Origin of the sequence: Nonomuraea indica (assembly GCF_002850745.1) — a bacterium.
GTDB classification, from domain to species: Bacteria; Actinomycetota; Actinomycetes; order Streptosporangiales; family Streptosporangiaceae; genus Nonomuraea; species Nonomuraea indica.
The window spans coordinates 238,584-256,195 of the sequence record NZ_KZ559466.1; the positions used below are offsets into that span (position 1 = coordinate 238,584).

Annotated in this window: 16 protein-coding genes, 1 tRNA gene and 1 pseudogene; 10 read left to right on the forward strand and 8 right to left on the reverse strand. The window is 71.7% G+C overall.

Annotated elements, in window-relative coordinates:
• Window positions 1-8 precede the first annotated feature (8 nt).
• Genes CXR44_RS01125 through CXR44_RS01135 form a run of 3 tightly spaced genes read left to right on the forward strand, consistent with a single transcriptional unit; the run spans window position 9 to window position 2,732 of the window.
• Complete coding sequence (locus CXR44_RS01125) at window positions 9-995, forward strand: branched-chain amino acid ABC transporter permease (protein WP_101782936.1); 987 nt, start codon at window positions 9-11, stop codon at window positions 993-995.
• Window positions 985-1,923: an ABC transporter ATP-binding protein gene (locus CXR44_RS01130; protein WP_101782937.1), complete on the forward strand. Its 939-nt coding sequence runs from the start codon at window positions 985-987 to the stop codon at window positions 1,921-1,923. The genes CXR44_RS01125 and CXR44_RS01130 overlap by 11 nt, the downstream gene beginning before the upstream one ends.
• Complete coding sequence (locus tag CXR44_RS01135) at window positions 1,920-2,732, forward strand: ABC transporter ATP-binding protein (protein WP_101782938.1); 813 nt, start codon at window positions 1,920-1,922, stop codon at window positions 2,730-2,732. The genes CXR44_RS01130 and CXR44_RS01135 overlap by 4 nt, the downstream gene beginning before the upstream one ends.
• 364 nt (window positions 2,733-3,096) lie before the next feature.
• Here the strand turns inward: CXR44_RS01135 and CXR44_RS01140 are convergent, their stop codons facing one another.
• Entirely contained in the window at window positions 3,097-4,389 is a 1,293-nt protein-coding gene (locus tag CXR44_RS01140) for an ABC transporter substrate-binding protein (RefSeq protein WP_101782939.1), read from the reverse strand.
• Window positions 4,390-4,574: 185 nt separating this feature from the next.
• Between CXR44_RS01140 and CXR44_RS01145 the strand changes: the two genes are divergently transcribed.
• Window positions 4,575-5,435, forward strand: a complete 861-nt coding sequence (locus CXR44_RS01145) for a hypothetical protein (protein WP_144069825.1) — start codon at window positions 4,575-4,577, stop codon at window positions 5,433-5,435.
• Between the two features lie 132 nt (window positions 5,436-5,567).
• Here the strand turns inward: CXR44_RS01145 and CXR44_RS01150 are convergent, their stop codons facing one another.
• Window positions 5,568-6,152, reverse strand: a complete 585-nt coding sequence (locus CXR44_RS01150; protein WP_281260230.1) for an ANTAR domain-containing response regulator — start codon at window positions 6,150-6,152, stop codon at window positions 5,568-5,570.
• A gap of 90 nt (window positions 6,153-6,242) precedes the next feature.
• On the opposite strand from CXR44_RS01150, the gene CXR44_RS01155 reads away from it, so the two are divergent.
• The 5 genes and pseudogenes from CXR44_RS01155 to dapD all read left to right on the forward strand — a co-directional run bounded on the left by CXR44_RS01155 (window position 6,243) and on the right by dapD (window position 8,800).
• A tRNA-Leu gene (locus CXR44_RS01155) sits at window positions 6,243-6,316 on the forward strand.
• Window positions 6,317-6,378: 62 nt separating this feature from the next.
• Window positions 6,379-6,447: pseudogene (locus CXR44_RS40490) on the forward strand (hypothetical protein); the annotation flags it as partial.
• Between the two features lie 10 nt (window positions 6,448-6,457).
• On the forward strand, window positions 6,458-7,132 hold the full coding sequence (locus CXR44_RS01160) for a transcriptional regulator (RefSeq protein WP_245898730.1): 675 nt from the start codon (window positions 6,458-6,460) through the stop codon (window positions 7,130-7,132).
• Between the two features lie 104 nt (window positions 7,133-7,236).
• Entirely contained in the window at window positions 7,237-7,656 is a 420-nt protein-coding gene (locus CXR44_RS01165; RefSeq protein WP_101782942.1) for a pyridoxamine 5'-phosphate oxidase family protein, read from the forward strand.
• Window positions 7,657-7,837: 181 nt separating this feature from the next.
• On the forward strand, window positions 7,838-8,800 hold the full coding sequence (dapD, locus tag CXR44_RS01170) for a 2,3,4,5-tetrahydropyridine-2,6-dicarboxylate N-succinyltransferase (protein ID WP_101782943.1): 963 nt from the start codon (window positions 7,838-7,840) through the stop codon (window positions 8,798-8,800).
• Window positions 8,801-8,998: 198 nt separating this feature from the next.
• On the opposite strand, the gene CXR44_RS01175 is transcribed toward dapD, so the two are convergent.
• Both CXR44_RS01175 and CXR44_RS01180 read right to left on the reverse strand, forming a co-directional pair.
• Window positions 8,999-10,225 carry a globin domain-containing protein gene (locus CXR44_RS01175; RefSeq protein WP_101782944.1) on the reverse strand — a complete coding sequence of 409 codons (1,227 nt, stop codon included), beginning with the start codon at window positions 10,223-10,225 and terminating at the stop codon, window positions 8,999-9,001.
• Window positions 10,226-10,290: 65 nt separating this feature from the next.
• Window positions 10,291-10,773: an RrF2 family transcriptional regulator gene (locus CXR44_RS01180; protein ID WP_101782945.1), complete on the reverse strand. Its 483-nt coding sequence runs from the start codon at window positions 10,771-10,773 to the stop codon at window positions 10,291-10,293.
• A gap of 173 nt (window positions 10,774-10,946) precedes the next feature.
• Between CXR44_RS01180 and CXR44_RS01185 the strand changes: the two genes are divergently transcribed.
• Complete coding sequence (locus CXR44_RS01185) at window positions 10,947-12,410, forward strand: nitronate monooxygenase (protein ID WP_245898731.1); 1,464 nt, start codon at window positions 10,947-10,949, stop codon at window positions 12,408-12,410.
• A 296-nt stretch (window positions 12,411-12,706) separates the two neighbouring features.
• On the opposite strand, the gene CXR44_RS39225 is transcribed toward CXR44_RS01185, so the two are convergent.
• From CXR44_RS39225 to CXR44_RS01200, 4 genes are all read right to left on the reverse strand, one after another.
• Window positions 12,707-12,859 carry a hypothetical protein gene (locus CXR44_RS39225; RefSeq protein WP_180903141.1) on the reverse strand — a complete coding sequence of 51 codons (153 nt, stop codon included), beginning with the start codon at window positions 12,857-12,859 and terminating at the stop codon, window positions 12,707-12,709.
• Window positions 12,860-12,918: 59 nt separating this feature from the next.
• The gene (gene pyk, locus CXR44_RS01190) at window positions 12,919-14,349 is read right to left on the reverse strand and encodes a pyruvate kinase (RefSeq protein WP_101782946.1); all 1,431 of its coding nucleotides are present in this window, start codon (window positions 14,347-14,349) and stop codon (window positions 12,919-12,921) included.
• A 155-nt stretch (window positions 14,350-14,504) separates the two neighbouring features.
• Complete coding sequence (locus tag CXR44_RS01195; RefSeq protein ID WP_101782947.1) at window positions 14,505-16,190, reverse strand: S8 family peptidase; 1,686 nt, start codon at window positions 16,188-16,190, stop codon at window positions 14,505-14,507.
• A 66-nt stretch (window positions 16,191-16,256) separates the two neighbouring features.
• Complete coding sequence (locus CXR44_RS01200; RefSeq protein ID WP_245898733.1) at window positions 16,257-17,468, reverse strand: cytochrome P450; 1,212 nt, start codon at window positions 17,466-17,468, stop codon at window positions 16,257-16,259.
• Window positions 17,469-17,612 lie beyond the last annotated feature (144 nt).

A 17,612-nucleotide genomic window follows, 5' to 3' on the forward strand; every position in this document is an offset into this window, starting at 1 on the left:
GGGGAACCATGGACTGGAACACGATCATCTCGACCACCGTCAAGGCCGCCATCGGCGTCGAGACGGTGCTCTACGCGCTCGCCGCGATCGGGCTGAACGTCCACTTCGGCTACACCGGCCTGCTCAACTTCGGCCAGGCGGCGTTCATGGCCGTCGCCGGCTACGGCCTCGCCGTCACCGTCACCGTGCTGGGCCTGCCGTTCTGGGCCGGCATCGTGGTCGGCCTGCTCGCCGCGGCGCTCCTGGCACTGCTGCTGGGCATCCCGACGCTGCGGCTGCGCGCCGACTACCTGGCCATCGTCACCATCGCCGCAGCCGAGATCATCCGGCTGATCTTCCGGTCGGTGGCGTTCAAGGACGTCTTCGGCGGCTCCGACGGGCGGCGCGGCTTCTCCGACGGCTTCTACGCGCTCAACCCCTTCCCCGCGGGCGAGTACGGCTTCGGCTGGTTCACCTTCAACCACCGGCTGCTGTGGGTGCTGCTCGTCGGCTGGGTCCTCGTCGGCCTGTCGTGCCTGCTCGTCTACATGCTCATGAAGAGCCCGTGGGGCCGCGTGCTGAAGGCCATCCGCGAGGACGAGGACGCCGTGCGCAGCCTCGGCAAGAACGTCTTCTCATACAAGATGCAGTCGCTGGTCCTGGGCGGCGTCATCGGCTCGCTGGGCGGGTTCGTGTACGGCCTGGCCTTCGCCTCGGTGCAGCCCGACATCTTCGGCACCGAGACGACCTTCTTCGCCTACACCATCCTCATCCTCGGCGGCGCGGCCCGCGTGTTCGGCCCGGTCGTCGGCTCGATGATCTTCTGGGTGCTGCTGGTCCTCGTCTACGGCGTGCTGAGCGGAGCGGTCGAAGCCGGGTACATCACCTTCATGACCTCCACTCAGGTCGGCCAGTTCCGTTTCCTTCTCGTCGGGCTGGGACTCATCCTCTTGGTCGTCTTCCGGCCACAGGGCATCTTCGGTGACAAGAGGGAGATAGCGATCGATGCACGCTGAGACCACGGCCACGGACCGCAAGGCCGCGGCGCTGGCCGCCTTCAAGGACCTGGACCGCGACCCCGGCGTGGCCAAGCCCGACCCGATCCTGGTGGTCGACGGCGTCGTCCGGCGCTTCGGCGGCCTCACCGCGGTCGACGTCGACCACGTCGAGGTGCAGCGCGGCTCCATCACCGCGCTGATCGGCCCCAACGGCGCCGGCAAGACCACCTTCTTCAACCAGCTGACCGGCTTCGACACGGCCGACGCCGGCCAGTGGACGTTCAACGGCCGCAACATGCACGGCGTGCCCCCGCACAAGGTGGCCCGCGCCGGCATGGTGCGGACCTTCCAGCTCACCAAGGCGCTGTCCAAGCTGACCGTCATCGAGAACATGCGGCTCGGCGCCCAGGCCCAGAAGGGCGAGAGCTTCTGGCGCGCCCTCGTGCCCGGCTTCTGGCGCGACCAGGAGGCCGAGATCACCGAACGGGCCGAGGAGCTGCTGGTCCGCTTCAAGCTCGACAAGAAGCGCGACGACTTCGCCGGGTCGCTGTCCGGCGGCCAGCGCAAGCTGCTCGAGATGGCCCGCGCGCTCATGGTGCAGCCGGAGCTCGTCATGCTCGACGAGCCGATGGCCGGCGTCAACCCGGCGCTCACCCAGTCACTGCTCGGCCACGTCAAGGACCTGCGCGAGCAGGGCATGACCGTGCTGTTCGTCGAGCACGACATGGACATGGTCCGCGACATCAGCGACTGGGTCATCGTCATGGCCCAGGGCGCCGTCATCTCCGAGGGCCCGCCGGACACGATCATGTCCGACCCGCGCGTCATCGACGCCTACCTCGGCGCCCACCACGACGCTCCCCTCTCGGAGAGCGAGCTCGAGAAGCAGCTGCATGAGGCGGAGGCGGCGCTGGAGGAAGAGATCGTAGAGGAGACGCAGAAGTGAACGCCGTCCCCGAGTCCACTCCCGCCGCGGCGCAGGACGGCTCCGAGCGGGCCGTCACCGACCGCAGCGAGCACCTGGCCGGCGCCGAGAACGCCGTGCTGCGGTGCGACGAGCTGATCGCCGGCTACCTGCCGGGGGTCAACATCCTCAACGGCTCCGACCTGTACGTCCAGCAGGGCGAGCTGATCGGCATCATCGGGCCCAACGGCGCGGGCAAGTCGACGCTGCTCAAGGCCATGTTCGGGCTGGTCAACATCCGTAGCGGCACAGTGCGGCTCAAGGGTGAGGACATCACGAACATGAAGGCGCACGAGCTGGTCTCCCGCGGCGTCGGGTACGTCCCGCAGACCAACAACGTCTTCCCCAGCCTCACCATCGAGGAGAACCTCGAGATGGGCGCCTTCCAGGTGCCCGGCAAGTTCAAGGAGCGCTTCGAGTTCGTCGCCGAGCTGTTCCCCGCCCTGAAGGAGCGGCGCAAGCAGCGCGCCGGCTCCCTGTCGGGCGGTGAGCGCCAGATGGTGGCGATGGCCCGGGCGCTCATGACCGAGCCGTCGGTGCTGCTGCTGGACGAGCCGTCGGCCGGCCTGTCGCCCAAGCTGCAGGACCTGGTCTTCATCCAGGCCCAGCAGATCAACAAGGCGGGCGTCACGGTCATCATGGTCGAGCAGAACGCCCGGCGCTGCCTGCAGATCTGCCACCGCGGCTACGTGCTGGACCAGGGCCGCAACGCCTACACCGGCACCGGCCGCCAGCTCGCCAACGACCCGAAGGTGATCGAGCTCTACCTCGGCACCCTGGCCAAGGCGTAGCACCCCTCCCGAAACGGCGAAGGGGCCTCTCCGGAGGCTCCTTCGCCGTTTCGCATGCGCGGCGGGCTCCGCGGTACGGCGCCGACCGGCGCCCCGGGACGACGAAGGACGCCCGTAAGCGCCGGAGCGCGCCCTGGAGGGCCGCCAGGCGGCGTACGGGCCCCTCAGGTCCTCCCCCCGCCCGCTCCCCCGGCTCCGGCCGCGTGAGAGCCGCCGCACAGGACCGGCCGCGCACGACCACACCACCGGACCCGCCGCACGGGACCGAACCGGCGCAGGACACGACGGACACGCCGGGCACACGAAAGGGCCCGGTCCGATGGACCGGGCCCTTCTCGTCGCTGTCAGGTCAGGGAGCGGATCGTCAGCCGGCGATGTTGCCGGTGCGGTACTCCAGGGCCTTCGTCGGGTACTTGTTGTCGTCGCCGTACTGGTAGATGCCGATGGTGGCCACGGCGGGGTCACCGGCCTCGTTGAACTCGACCGGGCCGCTCACGCCCTCGTAGTCGATGTCCTTGCCGGCCTTGAGCAGCTCGACGCAGGTCTTGAAGTCGTTGCACTTCTCACCGGTCTTGCTGACCTCGGCCAGCTTGGCGGCGATGTCGGCGCCCGCGTCGCTCTTGGCGGCCTCGGCGGCCAGCGCGATCAGGTTGGCGGCGTCGTAGGACTCGGGCGCGTAGCTGAAGTCCTCCAGCTTCGGGTTGACCGCCAGCAGCTTCTTCTGGAACTCCTCCGGCGAGGCGGCGCCGGGGATGGTGCCCTTGACGCCCGTCAGGGTGCCCTTGGGCAGCTTTACGTAGTTGGTGTTGGAGGTGTTGCCGTCGACCATGTACCACTTGTGCTTGCTGGCCGGCAGGCCCTGCTTGATCAGCTCCTGGATGACCTTGGAGGTCTCCTCGAAGCCGATCAGCACGATGCCCTTCGGGTTCTTGGCCTTGAGCTTCGCCACGTCGGCGGAGAAGTCGGCGGCCTTCGGGTCGTAGTCGACCCGCTCGACGACCGTGCCGCCGCCGTCGGTGACGGTCTTGGCGACCTGGTCGGCGAGGCCCGTGCCGTACGAGTCCTGCATCGCCAGGATGCCGACCGTGTCGTTGCCGTCGGCCACGATCAGGTCGCCGAGCACGCGGCCCTGCAGCTTGTCCGGCGGCGAGGTGCGGAAGTAGAGACCCTTGTCCTCGATCGTGGTGAACTTGTCGGAGGTGTTGGCCGGCGAGAAGTGGATCACACCGGCGCCCGTGATCTTGTCGATCACGGATTCCGACACCGACGAGGACGCGGCGCCGATGATGGCGTCGGCCTTCTGCGCGAGAAGCTTGTCCACCGACTGCGAGGCGATGTTCGTGGTGGTGTCACCGGAGTCGGTGTCGAACTTCGTCACCGGCTTGCCGAGCACGCCGCCGGCCTCGTTGATCTCCTTGAGCGCCGCGTCGACGCCCGCGAACTCGGGCGGGCCGAGGAACGCGAGGGAGCCCGTCTGCGGCAGCAGCGTGCCGAGCGTCAGGGTGCCGTCACCCTTCGCCGCGGGAGCCGCGGAGGATGGCGCGGCCGATTCGGACGGCTGGGTAGCGGTATCGCTGCCACCACCGCAAGCTGTCAGGGCGAGGCTGGTGACAGCCGCGACAGCCAGCGCCCGCCCCACGGGAGCAATGCGGACCATGAAGTGTCTCCTTCATCTCCAGGCCGGGACCGGTCAGCGCCGACGTTCCCGATCGAATGACGGAAAGGTACAAAACCACCGCGGGTCGCAACCAGATGCAACGATGAACTGTCGGCACTTGGATGCGGAGTCGTAATCAGTCCTCAACTTACGAGAGGGCCTCTAGCTTGCCTAATGTGCCAGAAGTGAAGCGATTTAGGGTCCCCCTGGCTCTCTCGGCCGCCGTCGCGGTCGCGCTCGCCGGTTGCGGTGCCGCCGACAAGGGCGCCGAGCCTGCGGCGCCCCCGCCGGACGGCGTCTCCGTGTCCCTGGCTCAATGGCGTTCGGACGAACCCGTGCACGCGCTGCAGATCGCCGTACGCAATACCACCACCACGCCCGTGTATTTCGCCGACGTCCAACTGGTCACGGCCTCTTTCAAAACGCTACCGCCGCAGAGCGCCGACGCCACGATCCGCCGCACCGAGCGCACCGATCTCCCCATCACCTACGGCGAGGCCAATTGCTCGCCGTCCGGCCTTCCCCAGGCCCAGCCGGCCACGGTCGTGGCCCGCGTCCGCACCGGCGACGGGCCGCTGCGGAAGGTCGTCTTCCCCGTGCCGCACCCCGACCCGCTGCTGTCGCGGCTGCTGCGCGACGAGTGCTCGGCGTTCCTCGTCAAGCAGGCCGCCACCCTGTCGTTCGGGCCGGACTGGAAGCAGGACGGCGAGGTGATGCGCGGCTCGCTGGTGCTCACCCGGCGAGGCACGGGCGCGGTGAGCGTGGCCTCCGTGGAGGGCACCACCCACTACATGGTCACGCCCGGCGTCAAGCGCCGGCCGCTGGTGACGCTGGAGGCAGGCGAGCAGCGGGCCGAGGCGCCCATCGCCCTGTCTCCTGGCCGCTGCGACCCGCACGCGTTCGCGGAGGCCAAGAAGGCGTTCCTGTTTCCCGTACGGGCCTCGGTCGACGGGGGCGAGGAGCGGGTCGTCATCGTCGAGCCGCCCAAGCCCCTGCAGGAACGCCTGATCGACTACGCCCTGCGGATCTGCGGCCTGGGCGGGTGAGCGCGCACGGGGCTTCGTCCGGATGCGCGACCCGCCTTGCGCCCGCCCACCTCGTACGGGCCGAGCCCGCTTGGACGCCCAGTCGTGACCGGATCAACACCCGAGACGACGCATGCGGTGACGCAGGACCTCTCAGCCGGACTTCTCCGCGTCGTCGACCACGATCTGGGCGACCTCACGCATGCTCAGCCGGCGGTCCATGGACGCCTTCTGGATCCACCGGAACGCCTGCGGCTCGCTCCAGCCGTGCGCGGCCATCAGCAGGCCCTTGGCCCGCTCGACCAGCTTGCGCGTCTCCAACCGGTCGGACAGGTTGGAGACCTCCTTGCTGAGCGCCACCATCTCCTCGTGCCTGCTGACCGCCATCTCGATCGCCGGCACCAGGTCGGCCTTCGTGAACGGCTTGACCAGGTAGGCCATGGCGCCCGCGTCCCTGGCCCGCTCGACCAGGTCGCGCTGGGAGAACGCGGTCAGGATGAGGCACGGGGCGATCCGGTCGGCCACGATCCGCTCGGCGGCGGAGATGCCGTCGAGCACCGGCATCTTGACGTCGAGGATGACCAGGTCGGGCTTCAGCTCGGCGGCCAGGCGGATCGCCTGCTCACCGTCACCGGCCTCGCCCACGACGACGTAGCCGTCCTCCTCGAGCATCTCCTTGAGGTCGAGGCGGATCAGCGCCTCGTCTTCCGCGATCACCACTCGCCGCTGCGTACTCACGAGCAGAAGAGTACCGATGTCCGCTAGATTAGAGCCACGTCGGCACTGTCCCGCTGCACCAGCTGCGGGTTCGAGCAGTGCGCCGACGCCGCCCCGATAGACCAACCGGCAGAGTCGATGGCCTCAAAATCCATTCAGTGTGGGTTCGAATCCCACTCGGGGCACCTGGAGACGCCCGGCCTTCCGGCCGGGCGTTTTTGTCGCACCCTCCTGCCACATTCTCCGCATGTACGATCTCACGGTACGTCACCATGTCCTGCGCCTGCTGCGATCAGGGCTCAGCGTCAGCGAGGCAAGCCGCCAGAGTGGCGTCAGCCGGTCCACGATCCGCGAGTGGCGCGACCGCGGGACGCGCGGCTCCCCCATGGCCTCGACGTGCCCGCGCTGCGCCGACCCCCCAGCACTCCTACGCCTATCTGCTGGGCCTCTATCTGGGCGACGGCTGCCTCAGCCGTGTCGGCGACCCGGCCAAGGGCGTCTGGTCGCTGCGCATCATGTGCGCCGACGCCTGGCCTGGGCTGATCCGCGAATGCGTCGACGCGCAACGGGCCATCCGCCCGGCCAACAAAGTGCGCATCGTGCCCAAGCAGGGCTGCCGCGAGGTCAACTCCTACTCCAAACACTGGCCGCACCTTCTCCCCCAGCACGGGCCGGGCCGCAAACACCACCGCGCGATCGCGCTCCACGACTGGCAGCGGGAGATCGTCGCCGCGCATCCTGGATGGTTCGTGCGGGGTCTGATCCACTCCGACGGTTACCGGGGCGTCAACCACGTCCGCCGGACGCTGCCCGGTGGCGTGCGCTACTACTCCTATCCGCGCTACCTGTTCAAGAACGAGTCGGCCGACATCCTGGCGCTGTGCGGTGAGGCGCTCGATCTGCTCGGGGTGGCCTGGCGGCACAACAAACGCAACGAGATCTCCGTCGCCCGCCGGGAGGCCGTGGCGCTGCTGGACGTGTTCGTCGGCCCCAAATACTGACGTGGGGGTCGTGCGCTGTCGTCGCCAAAGCTGGGCAAAGAAACCGCATCCGCGTCTGCTGCCGGTCTCGGACGGGTGATGTACCCGTTGAGGGGGTGCGGTTGATGTCATTGAGCGTGGCCGAGCGGGAGGCGTTCCTCGCCGATGCGCACATCGCGGCGGTCGCCGTGGACGCCGGCGCGGAGCGGGCGCCGCTGAACGTGCCCGTCTGGTACGACTATCGGCCTGGTGGCGAAGTGCGGTTCCTGACGGGTGGCGACTCGCTGAAGGCGCGGCTGATCGTCAAGGCGGGGCGCTTCTCGCTGCTCGTCCAGCGGGTGAGCCCGACGTACCGGTACGTCAGCGTCGAGGGGCCCGTGGTCGCCGCCACGCCGACCACGCTGGAGGAGCTGGCCCGGATCGCGGCGCGCTACCTGCCGGCGGACGCCGTGCCCGGTTACGTGGACAGCTCGGACGCGCGGGCTCTGGTGACGTTCCGGATGCGGCCGGAGCGGTGGCTGTCGGCCGACCTGGGCGCGCTGTGACCCGGCGGACCCGGAAACCGGGACCGGCTGACCGGAAACCGGTCCCGGCGGGCCGGGAGCCGGGCGATGCGCGGTCGATGGGCGGTGCACTCCCGGTGCACTCGCGGTGGGCGGCCGGTGGGCGGTGCGCGGTCGTGGGCGGTGGGCGGGCGGTGGGCGGGGTGACGGTATTTTGAGGGCCGTGACTGCTACAGATCCCACCGTGACCGGCGCGCACGGCATCGGCCTGGCCACCGTCGCAGCCGACGGCACCGTTCTCGACACCTGGTTCCCCGCTCCGGAGCTGGGCGACCCGCCTGCCACGGGCACCGAGCGGATCGACGCCGCCGAGGCCGGCGAGCTGGCCGCGCTCGTCGGTCCCGACGAGGCGCGGGGCGTCGAGGTGGTCGCGGTGCGCACCGGCATCGCCAAGCTCTCCGAGCCGCCGGTGGACGCGCACGACGCCTACCTGCGGCTGCACCTGCTCTCGTCCCGCCTGGTCAGGCCGCACGGCCTGAACCTGGACGGACTGTTCGGCCTGCTGGCGAACGTGGTGTGGACCAGCCACGGCCCGTGCGCCGTGGAGGGCTTCGAGCGGACGCGCCTGCGGCTGCGCGCCCGGGGCCCGGTGGCCGTGTACGGGGTGGACAAGTTCCCGAGGATGGCCGACTACGTGATGCCGTCGGGGGTGCGCATCGCCGACGCCGACCGGGTGCGGCTGGGCGCCCACCTGGCGCCCGGCACCACGGTGATGCACGAGGGCTTCGTGAACTTCAACGCCGGCACCCTGGGCGCCTCCATGGTGGAGGGCCGCATTTCGGCGGGGGTCCTGGTGGGCGACGGCTCCGACGTGGGCGGCGGGGCCTCGATCATGGGCACCCTGTCGGGCGGCGGCAAGGAGGTCATCTCCATCGGCGAGCGCTGCCTGCTTGGGGCCAACGCCGGGATCGGCATCTCGCTGGGCGACGACTGCGTCGTGGAGGCGGGTCTGTACGTGACGGCCGGCACGAAGGTGGCCCTGCCCGACGGGCGCACGGTGAAGGCCAGGGAGCTGTCGGGCGGCGACGGCCTGCTGTTCCGCCGCAACTCCCAGACGGGCGCCGTGGAGGTCTCGCCTCGCACGGGCAGCGGCATCGAGCTCAACTCGGCTCTGCACCAGAACTGAGCCCGTTTCCGGGGCCCGGCGGGAGCCCGTTCGGGGCCTGTCGCCGGGCGGACGGAGCCTCGCGGTGGGGGCGGGTGCGCGCCACGGCCGAAGCAGGTGAACGGCCGCGGTTCAGGCGCCGGGCCTGGCGGGCCCCGGCCACCCGCCGCGCGGGGTGTGGCCGGGGCCGGGCGAGGTCCGTCGTGGGAGGGGGTGGGGTCAGTTGTGGGCCAGCCACAGGTCGGGGCCGAAGACCTCGTAGTGGATGTCGCGCGGCGCCACGCCCGCCTCGATGAGCTGTTCGCGCACGTGCCGCATGAACGGCAGCGGCCCGCACAGGTAGGCCGCCGCGCCCTCGGGGATGTCGACGCCGGTGAGGTCCATCGTGCCGGCCCGGACGGTGCCCGGGGCCGTGGCGGTGCCGCCCTCCGGCTGCTCCTCGTACCAGAACACCCGTGATCCGCCCGGCAGCGCGTCGGCCAGTGCGGTCATGTCGGCGCGCAGGGCGTGGGCGGGCTCGGAGGTGTCGGCGTGCAGGAGCAGGACGCGGCGGTCGGAGCCGGTGTCGGCCAGGTGCTGGAGCATCGCGGTGATGGGCGTGCAGCCGATGCCGGCGGAGGCCAGTACGACGGGCGCGCCCTTCCCGGCGGTGTGGACGTCGTCGAGGGTCACGTCGCCGAACGGCGCCGACAGGGTCAGCTCGTCGCCTTCCTTGACGGTGGCGTACAGCAGGTTGGACACCTCGCCTTCGGGCTGGTCGCCGCCGTGCACGCGCTTGACGGTGATGCGGCGCAGCCCGTCCTCGCCGAAGCCGGACAGCGTGTACTGGCGCAGCTGGCTCACCCCGTCGGGCATCCGGACGCGGACGCTGACGTACTGGCCGGGCCGGGCGGCCGGTGCGGGCCCGCCGTCGGCCGGCCGCAGCACGAAGGACACCACGTCGGCCGTCTCCGCACGCCGTTCGACGACCCGCCACTGCCGCCAGGTGTCGCCTCCGTGGGCGCCGGCCTCGGCGTAGAGGCGGGCCTCGGCGGCGATGAGGGCGCCGGCCATCAGCCAGTAGACCTCGTCCCACGCGGCTGCCACCTCGGGCGTCACGGCCTCGCCCAGCACCTCGACGATCGCGGCGAACAGGTACTTGTGCACGATGACGTACTGGTCGTCGGTGATGCCGACCGCGGCGTGCTTGTGCGCGATGCGGCCGAGCAGCTCGTCGGGCCGCTCGTCGGGGCGGTCCAGCAGCATGCCGGCGAAGGCGGCGATCGAGCCCGCCAGGGCCCTGCGCTGCTCGCCGCTGCGCTGGTTGCCCCGGTTGAAGAGACCGTCGAGCAGTTCGGGCCGTTCGGCGAACATCGTCTCGTAGAACCGCGTGGTGATGGCGTCCAGCGCGGCGCCGACGGCGGGAAGCGTGGCTCGGACGATGGCGGCGCTCTCCGCGGACAGCATGTGTACCTCCTGCTCCAGGGCAGCCCAAGACCGGCCCAAAGAAAAATTGGAATCTGAGATACATATTAGGGAGCCGTTCGGGTGGTCTCCCCACCGGGAGGGGCCAACGCCTCGGGACGGCCGGCCAGCGACAGCAGGGCGGGGCCGGTGGGCGCGGCCACGAGCGAGCCGACCGTGACCGTGTCGAGCGAGGCGTAGAAGGCCTCGTGGGCCTCGCGCAGCGCCGCGCGGAGCCTGCACGCCGCCCGCAGCGGGCACGGCGGGTCGTCGTCGCAGCCGACCACGTCGCCGCCGCCCTCCAGGCTGCGCACGATGCCGCCGACCGAGGCCTGCCGGCCGGCCTCGGTGAGCTGCAGCCCACCGCCCCGGCCGCGTCTGGTCTCCACCAGCCCCAGCTCGCTGAGCCGCGCCACCGCCTTGGCGGCGTGGGTGTAGGGCACGACGAGCAGCTCGGCGACCGCGCGGGTGGTCACCAGCTCGTCGCGACCGGACACGGCCAGCCGCATGACGATGCGCAACGAGATGTCGGTGAAGGCGGTCAGCCGCATAACCCTACGGTAGGCCCTCCAGGTCACCGGCCGGGATCGGTGAAAAAGGGCCGGGCGCCCCTGCGATCAGGGACCTTCGTCACTACGGCCGCGCGGTGCCGCGGTGATGGACTCCTCCGGGGCCGGCCCGGACCCCAGGCACCACCGGGCCGGCCGGAAACGGAGGTCTTCTTTTGTCCACCGCCGAGTCGATCAGCGAACCTCTGGCCGGCGGCCACCGCCACCTGCCCGGGCCGCCCGCCCTCATCCAGGGCGGGATGGGCGTCGGGGTGTCCGGGTGGCGCCTGGCGCGGGCCGTCGCCCGCGCCGGGCAGCTCGGCGTGGTGTCCGGGACGGCTCTGGACGCCACCCTGGCCCGGCGGCTGCAGCTCGGCGACCCGGACGGCCGGCTGCGCCACGCGCTGGCGCACTTCCCGGTGCCCGAGGTCGCCGAGCGGATCCTGCGGCGTTACTACGTGGCGGGCGGGACGGCCCCCGGCGTCCCGTACCGGCCCGTGCCGCGACTGGGGCTGCGGCCGAACCGGGCCCGCGACGAGCTGACGGTGGTCGCGAACTTCGCGGAGGTGTTCCTGGCCAAGGAGGGCCATGACGGCCTGGTCGGCGTCAACTACCTGGAGAAGATCCAGCTGGCCACGCCGGCCGCGGCCTACGGGGCGATGCTGGCCGGGGTGGACTACGTCCTGGTCGGCGCCGGCATCCCGGCCGAGATCCCGCGGCTGCTCGACGACCTGGCGGCGGGCCGGGCGGCGGAGCTGACGGTCACGGTGGCGGGCGGCGACGACTCGGCGCAGGGTCACCAGGTCCGCCTGGACCCGGTGGCGCTGCTCGGGCCGGAGCTGCCGCCGCCGCCGCGGCCGCGGTTCCTGGCGATCGTCTCCTCGCACATTCTGGCCGCGTACCTGGCCCGGTCGCCGGCGACGCGGCCGGACGGGTTCGTGGTGGAGTCGCCGGTGGCGGGCGGGCACAGCGCGCCGCCGCGCGGGCGGCTGCAACTGGACGACGCCGGCGACCCCGTGTACGGGCCGCGGGACGAGGCCGACACCGCGAAGCTGACGGCGATCGGGCTGCCGTTCTGGCTGGCCGGCGGCTACGGCACGCCCGGCGGGCTGGCGCGGGCCCGGGCGGCCGGGGCCGCGGGGATCCAGGTGGGTTCGGCGTTCGCGCTGTGCCGGGAGTCGGGGCTGGACGGCGAGCTGCGGGAGCGGATGCTGCGGCGTGCCCGGGCGGGCACGCTGCGGGTCCGCAACGATCCGCGGGCCTCCCCCACCGGCTTCCCGTTCAAGATCGCGGACGTGCCGGGGACGATATCCGACCCGGCCGTGTACGCCGCGCGGCCGCGGCTGTGCGATGTGGGCTACCTTCGTACGCCGTTCGTCAAGCCGGACGGCGCGATCGGGTACCGCTGCCCGGCGGAGCCGGTCGACACCTTCGTCCGCAAGGGGCGCCCGGAGGAGGAGGCCGCCGAACGGCACTGCCTGTGCAACGGGCTGCTCTCCGCGATCGGGCTCGGCCAGACCCGGCCGGACGGCTACCAGGAGCCGCCGCTGCTCACCCTGGGGCAGGACACGGGGTTCCTCGCCGGGCTGCCTGACGACCACTCGGCCGCCGACGTGGTCGCGCACCTCCTCGGCGGCTGAGCCCGCCCGCACAGCGGCGCGGGCCGCGCGCCTGGCGCGATCTGACGGAGGCATGCCCCGACACGGGCGGCGTGGGGGGTCGTCGGCGGGTCCGGCTTCGGTGAGCGGGGCGGCGCCGAGGGCGGTAACGGACCCGCGCGGTCTTCTCGGGCACGGGAATGGTTCCAGCCGGTCGCGGCGGTGCCGGCGCCGCCGGTCAGGGTCAGGGGCGGATGGCCGGGGGGTACAGCCCAGTGCCGCAGACCTTCGCCTGCGTCTCGTCAGGTGATTCGCGATCTGAATGGCTCGGTCGGTGATCAGCTCGTTCGGTTCGGCCCCGATGACGGGCAGCGGGCGGACAGCTTGGCGACGCCGCGCCAGATGTCAATGGGGTTGACGCCTTGGCGGAGCCGCCTCTCCTGCTGGGCGGTGCGGGTGAGCTGCTCCATCTGCCTGAAGAGCTGGTTCATGCCGAAACGCCCGGCCGCGGGCGCGACCGGGCGGAAGGTGTCGAGGGTGTGGAAGGTGGTCAGTTGCCGTGGGAGACGGCGGAGCCGATCGTGTGGACGCGCAGGGCGTTGGTGGAGCCGGGGGTGCCGGGCGGGGAACCCGCCACGATGACCACCTTGTCGCCCTTCTCCAGGCGGCCGAGCGACAGCAGCGACGCCTCCACCTGGCGCACCATGTCGTCGGTGTGGTGCACGAACGGCACCTGGAACGTCTCCACCCCCCACGTCAGCGAGAGCTGCCCGCGCACGTGCGGGGCGGAGGTGAAGGCCAGCAGCGGGATGGGCGAGCGGTAGCGGGCCAGCCGTCGGGCGGTCTCGCCGGACATGGTGAACGCCACCAGCGCCTTGGCGCCGACGATGGCGCCCACCTCGGCGGCGGCGCGGGCGATGGCGCCGCCCGTGGTCTCCGGCATGCGCTCCAGCGTGTGGGTGGCCTGGAGCGAGGACTTCTCCGCCGCGCAGGCGATGCGGTCCATCGTGGAGACGGCCTCGATCGGGTAGTTGCCCACCGAGGTCTCGCCGGACAGCATGACCGCGTCGGCGCCGTCCATGACGGCGTAGGCGACGTCGGAAGCCTCGGCGCGGGTGGGGCGGGGGGCGCTCATCATCGAGTCGAGCATCTGGGTGGCGACGATGACCGGGCGGGCCTTCTCGCGGCACAGCTCGATGATGCGCCGCTGCACGATGGGCACCTGCTCCAGCGGCAGCTCCACGCCGAGGTCGCCGCGGGCGACCATGATGCCGTCGAACGCCTCGACGATCTCGGGGAGCCGCTCGACCGCCTGCGGCTTCTCGATCTTGGCGAGCAGCGGGAGGCGGACGGCCTCCTGCTCCATGATGTTGCGGACCACGTCGGCGTCGGAGGGGCGGCGGACGAAGGACAGGGCGATCATGTCGAAGCCGGTGCGCAGCGCCCAGCGCAGGTCGGACTCGTCCTTGTCGGTGAGCGCGGGGGCGCTGACGTTGACGCCGGGCAGGTTGAGGCCCTTGTTGTCGGAGATCATGCCGCCGATGACGACGCGGGTGGTGACGCGCTGGCCGTCGACGCGGGTGACCTCCAGCACGAGGCGGCCGTCGTCGACCAGGATGGTGTCGCCGGGGCGGACGTCGCCGGGCAGGCCCTTGTAGGTGGTGGAGACCTGGTCGCGGTCGCCGGGCACGTCCTCGGTGGTGATGGTGAAGACGTCGCCGAAGCCGAGCCGCACCGGGCCCTCCTCGAACCGGCCGACGCGGATCTTGGGGCCCTGCAGGTCGGCGAGCACGCCTACGCCGCGGCCGAGGTCGGCCGCCACCTCCCTGACCCGGTCGTAGACCTCTTTGTGCAGGTCATGGTCGCCATGGCTGAGGTTGAACCGGGCAACGTCCATGCCGGCGGAGATCAACTCGCGCAGGCGTTCGGGGGAGGACGTGGCGGGGCCGAGAGTGCAGACGATTTTCGCGCGACGAGTCACGAGTCCTACCTTAATTGGTACAGACCACTTGGCGTCACCGACGACGGAGAACAGCGTTGCGGCGCCCCCGTGCCCGGCCGCTGCCGGCGGGCGTTCGACGCGGTGACGCCGGACGGCTCTGCCCAGCCTACGACGGGCGGCGCGGCCGGGGCACGTCACCGGGCGACGGTGGCGGCCTTCCAGGCGTTCACGATGCCGTGGCCGTAGAAGCCGTTCTTCTCCTTGCCGCCCTCGCAGACGTGCCGTTCGGTATCGCCGTAGATCTTGTAGACGTACGCGCGGGGCTTGGGGCAGGCGGTGGGCGTGGCGGTGCGGTGGAGGAGGCGTTCGACGGTGCCGGGATCGAGCGTGACGCCGCCCTTGCCGGGCTTGCCGAACCTGCTGATCAGGAGGGCGGCCACGCCGGTGGCGTGCGGGGCGGCCATGGAGGTGCCCTCGAGGTACTGGTAGTAGGAGCAGGCGTCGCCGCGGCAGTCGCGGACGACGTCGGCCGTCTTGGGCTTGCCCGACGCGTCGAGCTTGCCGGTGCGACGCAGCGCGTCCCGCGGGGCGGGGGCCAGGATGGCGCGGGTGGCGGAGGTGCCCTTGCCGTCGAGCAGGTCGCCGCCAGGGGCCGCCAGGTCGGTCTGCTCGACGCCGTAGTCGCTGTAGAGGGCCTTGCGGCCGGACGGGCCGACGGCGGAGACGGAGATGACGCCCTTGGACTCGGCGGGGACGTTCAGGCAGGCGTTGGTCACCTTGCGGACCTTCTCCTGGCCGCGCGGGTAGCCGGGGCTGGCGTTGTCGACCGCGGGCCGGCCGAGGTCGGTGGCGCCGTTGCCGAGCGCGGAGACGAGTGTGACGCCCTTCTTGCGCGCGTAGTCGAGCGCGCGCTGCATGCCGGTGATGACGGCGCGCTGTTCGAGCCGCTGCTTCTTGCTGTCGGCCGGGTTGTCGGCGCAGTTGAACAGCCACGGGTCGACGTAGTAGCTCATGTTCACCACGTCGACGCCGATGTCGGCGGCGTAGGTGAGGGCGTCGAGGCTGGGCTTGAGGAAGAAGAACCCGGAGTCCTGCCCGGCCCTGAGGTTGACGAGCTGGACCTGGGGGGCGACGCCCGCGATGCCGATGCCGTTGACGGGTGAGGCGATGGTGCCGGCCACGTGGGTGCCGTGGCCGTCGTCGTCCCGGTCGACGGGGTCCTTGCAGCCGCTGACCTCGCAGGGGCCGTCGAGCGTGTCACCGTCGGGGTCCTTCGGCCGGTCGGTGACGAAGTTGCGGCTCAGTTCGCGGTTGAAGTTGGGGGCGATGTCGGGGTGCCTGCCGTCGATGCCGGTGTCGATGACGCCGACGAGCACCTTGCGGGTGCCGGGCGCCTTGGCGCGGGCGCGGTCGGCGCCGATCATGCGCATGTCCCACTGGCGGCCAGCGAGCGGCTCGCCCTGCTCGGCGGCGAGCGCCGTCGCGTCGGGGTGGGTGGCGCGGCCTGTCGCCGGGTGCGCGCCGCCGGGGCCGCTGCCGTCCCGGCCCGCGGAGCGGGCGGAGGCGAAGCCGATCCGCCGGTCGGTGGAGACGCCCACCACGGACGGGGAGGAGCCGAGCGCGTTCACGAAGGCGTCTCCGCCGCCCTTGGCGAGGGCGTAGCCGAGCCTGGGGTCGGTGGCGACCGTGGTGCCGCCGGCCCGTTCGATGGCGGCCAGCGCCTCGCCGCGTCCGCCGTCGGCGTAGAAGACGAGGTACTCGGCGGTGGCCGTCCCGGCGGCGGGCCGGGTGGGAGGCTCGCCGGTGGGGGCGGTGAGCCCGCACGCGGCCAGGGCGGCTGCCGTGGTCAGGGCTGCCAGGCCGGCCGCGACTCGCCGCATTCTTCCCCCGTCCACCACATTTGCGCAGATTCTGCATCTTCCCGGCAGTTCGCCGATGATGCAACTTCACCCCCGTACGGGAGCGTGGACGGGAGGGGCCGGGGTGAAGCGCACCGGCAGCGACTCGTACCCGGAGACGAAGTTGGCCGGCCGGCAGGCGGGCTCGCGGTCGTCCACCGGCTCCATGTCGGGCAGGCGGGCCAGCAGCCGCTCCATCATGGTGCGCAGTTCCAGCCGGGCCAGGCTGTTGCCGAGGCAGAAGTGGCTGCCGAAGCCGAAGGCGAGGTGGTCGTTGGGGGTGCGCGCCACGTCGAAGCGGTGCGGGTCGGCGAAGACGGACTCGTCGCGGTTGGCGGAGGGGTAGAGCAGCAGCACCTGCTCGCCCTCACGCAGCCGCTGCCCGCCGAGCACGGTGTCGGCGGTGACGGTGCGGGCCATGTTCTTGATGGGCGAGACCCAGCGCAGCATCTCCTCGACCGCCGCCGGGATGCCGGCCGGGTCCTCGATGAGCGCGCGGCGCTGGGCGGGATGGGTGAAGAGCTGGTACGCGCCGCCGGACAGGACGTGCCGGGTGGTCTCGTCGCCGCCGATGAGGATGAGCAGCGACTCGTAGACGAGGGAGGCGTGGTCGAGGCGCTCCCCGGCGACCTCGGCGTGCACGAGCGTGCTGATGAGGTCGTCGCGGGGGCATCCGCGCCGGTCGGCGATGACCCGACCGGCGTAGGCCTCGTACTGCTCGAACGCCTCGGCGGCGCGGACCAGCAGGTCGCTGTCGGACTGGCCGACGAGGCCGCGCAGCATGTCGTCGGACCAGCGCATCAGCGCGTCCCGGTCCTCGGGCGCCACGCCGAGGGCGTCGCCGATGACGATCAGCGGGAGCGGCGCGGCGATGTCCCAGACGAAGTCGCACGCGCCGCGCTCGCAGACCCGGTCGAGGATCCGGTCGCACAGCAGGCGGATGCGCCCGGCCTGCGCGGCGACCCGGCGCGGCGTGAACCCGCGGCTGACGAGCCTGCGCCGGAGCAGGTGCGCGGGGTCGTCCATGTCGATCATCATGGGCAGCGCTGCGGCGTCCGGCCGGATGCCGCGCGCGCTGGAGAACGTCCGGGGGTTCAGGGAGACGTGGCGGACGTCGTGGTGGGAGGCGACGCCCCACACGCGGCCGTCCCAGTAGACGGGGGCGTTCTCGCGCATCCACCGCAGCTCCTCCTGCGGGTCGCGGCCCCAGAAGGTCCCGCTCACCAGGTCGATGGCGTCGTTGACCGGATGCTCTGTCACGGATCCATCGAACCAAGCAAGCGATAGCTTAACAAGCGTCGACCTGAAAGTTTCACGCGACCGCCCCGGCGGCCCGCCCGCCCGTCCGGCGGCCCTCCGGGCAACGGCCGGTCGCGACGCACCCGAACGGCCGACCACCATCCC